At 74.7% G+C, this 6525-nt stretch carries 6 protein-coding genes; 5 read left to right on the top strand and 1 reads right to left on the bottom strand.

What is annotated here, in order from left to right; translation table 11 throughout:
- The first annotated feature begins 54 nt into the window (after positions 1–54).
- Both C1I97_RS28375 and C1I97_RS28370 read left to right on the top strand, forming a co-directional pair.
- Positions 55–726 carry a response regulator gene (locus C1I97_RS28375; protein ID WP_111005988.1) on the top strand — a complete coding sequence of 224 codons (672 nt, stop codon included), beginning with the start codon at positions 55–57 and terminating at the stop codon, positions 724–726.
- 48 nt (positions 727–774) lie between these two features.
- Positions 775–1407, top strand: coding sequence for an AAA family ATPase (locus tag C1I97_RS28370; protein WP_111005987.1), 633 nt, complete (start codon positions 775–777; stop codon positions 1405–1407).
- Positions 1408–1434: 27 nt separating this feature from the next.
- Here C1I97_RS28370 and C1I97_RS28365 read toward each other — a convergent pair whose 3' ends face one another.
- Positions 1435–2637 carry a threonine aldolase family protein gene (locus C1I97_RS28365; RefSeq protein WP_258382775.1) on the bottom strand — a complete coding sequence of 401 codons (1203 nt, stop codon included), beginning with the start codon at positions 2635–2637 and terminating at the stop codon, positions 1435–1437.
- A 170-nt stretch (positions 2638–2807) separates the two neighbouring features.
- Here C1I97_RS28365 and C1I97_RS28360 point away from each other — a divergent pair, with 170 nt between their 5' ends.
- The 3 genes from C1I97_RS28360 to C1I97_RS28350 form a co-directional block, all read left to right on the top strand.
- Positions 2808–3740, top strand: coding sequence for a Rossmann-like and DUF2520 domain-containing protein (locus tag C1I97_RS28360; RefSeq protein ID WP_111005985.1), 933 nt, complete (start codon positions 2808–2810; stop codon positions 3738–3740).
- Positions 3737–4771 carry a pantoate--beta-alanine ligase gene (gene panC / locus C1I97_RS28355; RefSeq protein ID WP_111005984.1) on the top strand — a complete coding sequence of 345 codons (1035 nt, stop codon included), beginning with the start codon at positions 3737–3739 and terminating at the stop codon, positions 4769–4771. The genes C1I97_RS28360 and panC overlap by 4 nt, the downstream gene beginning before the upstream one ends.
- Positions 4768–6525, top strand: a 1758-nt coding sequence (locus C1I97_RS28350) for an L-aspartate oxidase (RefSeq protein WP_111005983.1), incomplete at its 3' end; no start/stop codon positions are given. The genes panC and C1I97_RS28350, both read left to right, overlap by 4 nt.

Genomic DNA, 6525 nt, shown 5'->3' with positions numbered 1-6525 from the left:
GCCACGCCCCCTGACTCGCCCCCGACTCGCCGACCCCAGGACGGAAGGACCCCGATGACGATCCGCGTGATGCTCGTCGACGACCAGGTACTGCTGCGCACCGGATTCCGGATGGTGCTCGCCGCCCAGCCGGACATGGAGGTCGTCGCGGAGGCGGGCGACGGCGTCGAGGCCCTGCAGGTGCTGCGCGCGACCGCCGTGGACGTGGTGCTGATGGACGTGCGCATGCCGAAGCTGGACGGTGTGGAGACCACCCGCCGCATCTGCTCGGAGCCCGACCCGCCGAAGGTGCTGATACTGACCACCTTCGACCTCGACGAGTACGCCTTCTCCGGGCTGAAGGCGGGTGCCTCCGGGTTCATGCTCAAGGACGTGCCGCCCGGCGACCTGCTCGCCGCGATCCGCGCCGTGCACAGCGGCGACGCCGTCGTCGCGCCCTCCACCACCCGCCGTCTGCTCGACCGGTTCGCGCCGATGCTGCCCACCGCCGGCAAGGGGCCGCAGCACAAGGAGCTGCAGCGGCTCACCGAGCGCGAGCGCGAGGTCATGGTGCTGGTCGCGCAGGGCCTGTCGAACGGGGAGATCGCCGCCCGGCTGGTGCTGTCCGAGGCGACCGTGAAGACCCACGTGGGCCGCATCCTGACCAAGCTGGGCCTGCGCGACCGGGTGCAGGTGGTCGTGCTGGCCTACGAGACCGGCCTCGTCCGGGCCGGCGGAAACGGCTGAGCGGAGCGGGCGGGCGTCGGCAGGGTCTCGGCTCGGTAAGGTCTGCGCATGCTCCTGTGGATCAACGGCCCCTTCGGGGGCGGAAAAACACAGACCGCACATGAGATCCAGCGCCGCCTGCCCGGCAGCGTCATCTGCGATCCCGAGCACGCAGGCTTCGGCCTGCGTCGTATGCTCCCGCCTGAACTACGCGGAGACTTCCAGGAGTTGGCGTCCTGGCGGCAGGGCGTGGTCGAGGTCCTGGACCTGGCCCTCACCCGGCACGAGGGCGTGGTGGTCGCCCCCATGACCGTCACCGACTTCGGCCACTTCGCCGAGACCGTCGGCCGGCTGCGCGAACTGGGCCACGATGTACGGCACTTCACGCTCCTCGCGGAACGCGAGACCGTCCTGAAGCGGCTGCGGGAGCGCGGCCTGGGGCATCTGCTCGCGTACGCCGGCGGGAAGAACGCGGGCCTGGGCAGAAAGACCTGGGCCGTGCAGCAGCTCGACCACTGCCTCGAGCGGCTGCGCGAGCCGGAGTTCGCCGAGCATCTGTGGACGGACCGCTCGACCGTGCCGAAGACGGCCGACCGGATCGCCGTCCTGGCCGGCCTGACGTTGAGGCCCAACACCGAGGGCCCGCTGCGGACCCGGCTCAGACAGGCGAGGGTGGGCGTCCGGCACATCCGGTTCGACTGACGGGAGGTGCCGGCAGCGCCCGGGCGGTCACCCGCCCTCGCCGGCGTTCCCCTCCAGCCGTGCCGCGAACTCCGCGACCGCGGCCCGTACGTCGTCCGCCGTCCACTCCAGTCCGGCGGCTCGCACGGAGACCTCGGTGAAGGCGAGGCCCGGGCCCAGGGCGTCCCAGCCGGAGGCGAAGAGCATCGTGCCCGTCTCCTCGGCGGTCCGGATCGCGGCCTCGGCGGCCACGTCGGCCTCGTACGGCAGCCAGAGCTGGAACTCGTGGGTGTGCGGCACCTCGGGGTGCACGCGCACCCACGGCAGCCCGGCCGCCGCGAAGCCCTCCCGCAGTGCGGCGGCCACCACGCGTGCGTGCCGTACGTACTCGGGCAGGCGGGGCAGCTCCCGCTCCAGGCCGGCCAGCGCCGACAGGGCCGTGGGGAACTGCTGGAAGACGTTGCCGCCGTACCGGTGCCGCCAGGCCCTGGCCTCCTCCACCAGTTCCCCCGGACCGGCGAGCGCGGCGCCGCCGTAGCCGTCGAGCGACTTGTAGAACGACACGTACACGCTGTCGGCCAGGTCCGCGATCTCCTCCAGCGGACGGCCGAAGTGGACGGTGGTCTCCCACAGGCGCGCGCCGTCGAAGTGCACCACCGCGTCGCGCTCGCGTGCCGCTTCGACCAGCTCGGTGAGCTCCTCCCAGGTGGGCAGGAGGAAACCGGCGTCCCGGAGGGGGAGCTCGAGCATCAGCGCCCCGAAGTGCTCGTCGAGGCCGCGCACTTCCTCGGCGGCCGGCAGCCGGGGTGCGCTCGTCATCCGCACCGGGCGCAGACCGGCGACCTGGCTGAGGGCGTGCCGCTCGTGCACCTCGGGATGGGCCAGGGCGTGCAGCGCGACGGCCGGGCTGCCGGTGCGGCCCGCCCAGCAGCGCAGGGCGACCTGCTGGGCCATCGTGCCGGTCGGGAAGAAGGCGGCGGCCTCCTTGCCGAGCAGACGGGCGACCTTCCCCTCCAGGGCCTCGACGACCCCGTTGCCGTACAGGTCCGACGACTCGTCGAGGTCGTACACCTCCTCCGCCCGCTCCAGCAGCGCCAGCCGCTCCCGGAGCGTTCCCAGGAACCCGGGGCGCGCGAGCACCCGCTCCGCGCTCCGGTACGCCCCTGTGCGCCGCTCGCGCAGCCGCTTGCGCCGCTCCTCGTCCGAGATCCGCTCTTCCCGCCGGTCGTCCCGTTCCGCCGTATCGCTCATGCCCCGGATCATCGCGTGCGCCGGGCGCGGCGGGCACCCTGATTTCCGTACCGGATCCGTGGGGAAGCCCACAGCCTGTGGACGAACGGCCGGCCCCGGGACCGATCGCGTTAACATGACGAGAAATCGTCCGGTACCCGAAGCGGACTGGAACGGAAGGCCGTCGTCGCGTGAGTACAAGCCAACAGCCAGACCCCAGGGACCGTCCCGCGCGGCTCACCGTCGGCGTCGTCGGCGCCGGCCGGGTGGGACCCGCGCTCGCCGCCTCCCTCCAGCTCGCCGGACACCGTCCGGTGGCCGCCTCCGGAGTCTCCGACGCCTCCCGGCGGCGCGCCGAGCTGATGCTCCCCGGCGTGCCCCTGGTGTTGCCCGCCGAGGTGCTGCAGCGGGCCGACCTGGTGCTGCTGACCGTCCCCGACGACACCCTGCCCGGGCTGGTCGCGGGCCTGGCCGAGACCGGCGCGGTGCGGCCCGGACAGCTGCTCGTGCACACCTCCGGGCGGTACGGCGCGAACGTGCTCGACCCCGCCCTGCGCGCGGGCGCGCTGCCGCTGGCCCTGCACCCGGCGATGACCTTCACCGGCACCCCCGTCGACGTGCAGCGGCTGGCCGGGTGCTCCTTCGGCGTCACCGCCCCCGAGGAGCTGCGGCTGGCCGCCGAGGCCCTGGTCATCGAGATGGGCGGCGAGCCGGAGTGGATCGCCGAGGAGATGCGGCCGCTGTACCACGCGGCGCTCGCCCTGGGCGCCAACCACCTGGTGACGCTGGTCGCGCAGTCCATGGAGCTGCTGCGCGAGGCCGGTGTCGAGGCCCCCGACCGGATGCTCGGCCCACTGCTCGGCGCCGCCCTGGACAACGCCCTGCGCTCCGGCGACGCGGCCCTGACCGGCCCCGTCGCGCGCGGGGACGCCGGCACGGTCGCCGCCCACGTCACCGAGCTGCGCCGGCACGCCCCGCAGACCGTCGCCGGCTATCTGGCGATGGCCCGCGCCACCGCCGACCGCGCGCTCGCCCACGGCCTGCTCAAGCCCGAGCTCGCCGAGGACCTGCTGGGAGTGCTCGCCGGCGGTGCCGACCTGCCCGAGAACGGGGAAGACCGATGAGCCGTCGCACGAACCGCCCCCTGTTCGAACTCGCCCCCACGGCGGACGACCTGGAGTACGTGCGCGACCACTGCGCGGGCCCGGGACGCACCGCCGTCGTCATGACCATGGGCGCCCTGCACGAGGGCCACGCCACCCTGATCCGCGCGGCCCGCGCCCACGTCGGCGACCAGGGCTTCGTGATCGTCACCGTCTTCGTCAACCCGCTGCAGTTCGGCGCGGGCGAGGACCTCGACCGCTACCCGCGCACCCTGGACGCCGACCTGAAGGTCGCCGAGCAGGCGGGCGCCGACGTCGTGTTCGCGCCGTCCGCGGAGGAGGTCTACCCGGGCGGCGAACCCCAGGTCCGCATCACCGCCGGCCCCATGGGCGAGCGCCTGGAGGGCGCCTCGCGCCCCGGGCACTTCGACGGCATGCTCACCGTGGTCGCCAAGCTGCTGCACCTGACCCGTCCCGACGTGGCCCTGTACGGCCAGAAGGACGCCCAGCAGCTCGCCCTGATCCGCGGCATGGTGCGCGACCTGAACTTCGGCGTGGAGATCGTCGCCGTGCCGACCGTGCGCGAGGACGACGGCCTGGCCCTGTCCAGCCGCAACCGCTACCTCTCCCCGCAGGAGCGGCGCACCGCCCTGGCCCTCTCCCAGGCCCTGTTCGCGGGCCGCGACCGGCACGCCGCCCAGGAGGCGCTGCGCGCGCGGGCCCGCGAAGTGCCCTCCACGCGTGCGCGTGCCGAGGCCCTCAGCGCGCTCGGGGAGACCCGCGCGGCCGCCGACGCCGCCGCCGTCGCCAAGGCGTCCCCCGGCGCGGCCGCCGCCGTCCGCGCGGCCGCCCGGCTGGTCCTGGACGAGGCCGCGCGCCTCGACCCGCCGCTCGAACTCGACTACCTGGCCCTCGTCGACCCCTCCGACTTCACCGAGATCGAGGACGACTTCACCGGCGAGGCCGTCCTCGCCGTCGCCGCCCGGGTCGGGACCACCCGGCTGATCGACAACCTCCCCCTCACCTTCGGACCCCTCGGAGCCGCCTCGTGACCAGCACAGGCATACGACTGCCCGCGCCCGCGCCCGGGTGGTCCATCGCCGCGGACGTCGTGGTCGTCGGCTCCGGGGTGGCCGGCCTGACCGCCGCGCTGCGCTGCGAGGCCGCAGGCCTGGCGACGGTCGTCGTGACCAAGGCCCGCCTCGACGACGGCTCCACCCGCTGGGCCCAGGGCGGCATCGCGGCGGCCCTCGGCGAGGGCGACACCCCCGAGCAGCACCTGGACGACACCCTGGTGGCCGGCGCGGGCCTGTGCGACGAGGAGGCCGTACGGCTCCTCGTCACCGAGGGCCCCGACGCCGTACGGCGGCTGATCTCGACCGGCGCGCACTTCGACACCGACGACGAGGGCGGCATCCAGCTCACCCGCGAGGGCGGCCACCACCGCCGCCGCATCGCCCACGCGGGCGGTGACGCGACGGGCGCGGAGATCTCCCGGGCGCTCGTCGAGGCGGTACGCGTGGCCGGGAGGGGCGAGCGCGAAGCGCTCTCGGCCAAGGGCGGTGGTGGGCGACGGGCGGGAGTGCGCACCATCGAGAACGCGCTCGTCCTGGACCTGCTCACGGACGCCGGTGGCCGCGCCGCGGGCGTGACCCTGCACGTCATGGGCGAGGGCCAGCACGACGGCGTGGGCGCCGTGCACGCGCCCGCCGTGGTCCTGGCCACCGGTGGCATGGGCCAGGTGTTCTCCGCGACCACCAACCCGTCCGTGTCCACGGGCGACGGCGTGGCGCTCGCCCTGCGCGCGGGGGCGGAGGTCTCCGACCTGGAGTTCGTGCAGTTCCACCCGACCGTGCTCTTCCTCGGCGCCGACGCCGAGGGCCAGCAGCCGCTGGTCTCCGAGGCGGTACGCGGCGAGGGCGCCCACCTGGTCGACGGCGACGGCGTGCGCTTCATGGCGGGACAGCACGAACTGGCCGAGCTCGCGCCCCGGGACATCGTCGCCAAGGGCATCATGCGGCGGATGCGGGAGCAGGGCGCCGAGCACATGTTCCTCGACGCCCGGCACTTCGGCGCGCGGATGTGGGAGCACCGCTTCCCGACGATCCTGGCCGCCTGCCGCGCCCACGGCATCGACCCGGTCACCGAGCCCGTCCCGATCGCCCCGGCCGCCCACTACGCCTCCGGGGGCGTGCGCACGGACTCCCACGGCCGGACGACCGTGCCCGGTCTGTACGCGTGCGGTGAGGTGGCCTGCACCGGCGTGCACGGCGCCAACCGGCTCGCCTCCAACTCCCTGCTGGAGGGGCTGGTCTACGCCGAGCGCATCGCCGCCGGCATCGCACGGGAACGGGCGGACGGCGGCCTCCACGCGCGCGTGCCGCGGCCCGTCCCGTACCCGGAGACGCCGGCGCACCCCCTGCTCGCCCCCGAGGCCCGGTTCGCGATCCAGCGGATCATGACCGAGGGCGCGGGCGTCCTGCGCTCCGCCACGTCCCTGGCCACGGCCGCCGACCGGCTCGAGCGGCTGCGCGCCGAGGCCCGCGACGCCCTGGAGGAGAACGGCAAGACCGCCGAGCCCGGCGTGGACACCTGGGAGACCGCCAACCTCCTGTGCGTGGCCCGCGTCCTGGTCGCCGCCGCCCGGCTGCGCGAGGAGACCCGCGGCTGCCACTGGCGCGAGGACCACGCCGAGCGCGACGACACCCACTGGCGCCGCCACATCGTCGTACGGCTGAATCCCGACGGAACGCCCGCCGTGCACACCACGGACACCGCAGACTTCCCTCCGACCCGCCCCGAGGCC

The organism is Streptomyces sp. NTH33 (assembly GCF_003236365.1).
Taxonomy (GTDB): Bacteria; Actinomycetota; Actinomycetes; order Streptomycetales; family Streptomycetaceae; genus Streptomyces.
The sequence above is the reverse complement of the archived record's forward strand: the minus strand, read 5'-3'. Positions and strand labels throughout refer to the sequence as shown.